Annotated in this window: 2 protein-coding genes; both read left to right on the forward strand. The window is 47.4% G+C overall.

Annotation, left to right across the window (positions count from 1 at the left end; genetic code table 11):
- Nucleotides 1–243: ubiquinol-cytochrome c reductase iron-sulfur subunit (gene petA / locus V7756_RS18830; protein WP_335611739.1), on the forward strand; the 243-nt coding region annotated here is incomplete at its 5' end.
- Between the two features lie 5 nt (nt 244–248).
- The coding region (locus V7756_RS18835; protein WP_335611740.1) for a cytochrome b at nt 249–1,195 on the forward strand (947 nt) is incomplete at its 3' end.

Here is a 1,195-nt window from a genome sequence, read left to right on the forward strand (position 1 = left end):
GTTGGGCTTTGTACGCACTTGGGTTGTGCGCCAATGTATCGCCCAGAGGTAGGTGCTGAAGATCTGAGCACGAGCGATGCTGCTTGGATGGGTGGTTTTTTCTGTCCGTGCCACGGCTCTAAGTTCGACCTTTCTGGTCGGGTTTATTCCGGTGTCCCGGCACCGACCAATCTTGATGTTCCTCCATACTCCTATGAGAGTGATGGTGTGATAGTCATTGGTGTAGATCAGGAGGCCGGCTAATGAAAATGTTGATATCATTTCGTGATTGGGTAGATGCTCGGATGCCGATTATGAAGGCATGGAATACTCATATGGCTGAGTATTACGCCCCGAAAAACTTCAATTTCTGGTATTTCTTCGGCGTGCTGTCGATGATTGTGCTGGTGATACAGTTGATATCCGGCGTCTGGCTGTTGATGAGCTTTCAGGGTTCAGCTGAGACAGCTTTTTCTTCAGTTGAGTACATCATGCGTGATGTGGATTACGGCTGGATGATCCGGTATATGCACTCTACCGGTGCCTCTGCCTTCTTTATTGTGGTCTACCTACATATGTTCCGTGGTTTGATTTACGGTTCGTATAAGCCACCACGTGAATTGGTATGGATCTTCGGTATGACGATCTATGTGGCACTGATGGCTGAAGCCTTCCTGGGCTATGTATTGCCTTGGGGGCAGATGTCTTTCTGGGGTGCTCAGGTGATTATTTCCCTGTTTGGTGCGATCCCTGTGGTGGGTGAAGATATTGTGCAATGGGTGCGTGGTGATTACCTGATTTCAGGTATTACTTTAAACCGCTTTATGTCTTTACACGTGGTTGCTGTGCCAATCGTTTTATTGGCCTTGGTTTTCCTGCATATTGTTGCGCTCCATGAGGTGGGTTCAAATAACCCCGATGGTGTTGAAATCAAGAAGAATAAGGATGCAAATGGTATCCCTCTCGATGGTATACCTTTCCACCCATACTATACCGTTCACGATCTTGTGCCGATTGTGGTGTTCCTGTTTGTGTTCTGTTTCATCATGTTCTTCATGCCAGAAATGAATGGTTATTTCCTTGAGCACGCGAACTTTGAAATTGCCAATCCGCTGAAAACGCCAGAGCATATTGCGCCTGTTTGGTACTTTACACCCTTTTATTCCATGTTGAGGGCGGTGCCAGATAAGCTTGCGGGCTTTGCAGTGATGGGGGC

Source organism: Halopseudomonas sp., from assembly GCF_036961105.1.
GTDB lineage: Bacteria > Pseudomonadota > Gammaproteobacteria > Pseudomonadales > Pseudomonadaceae > Halopseudomonas.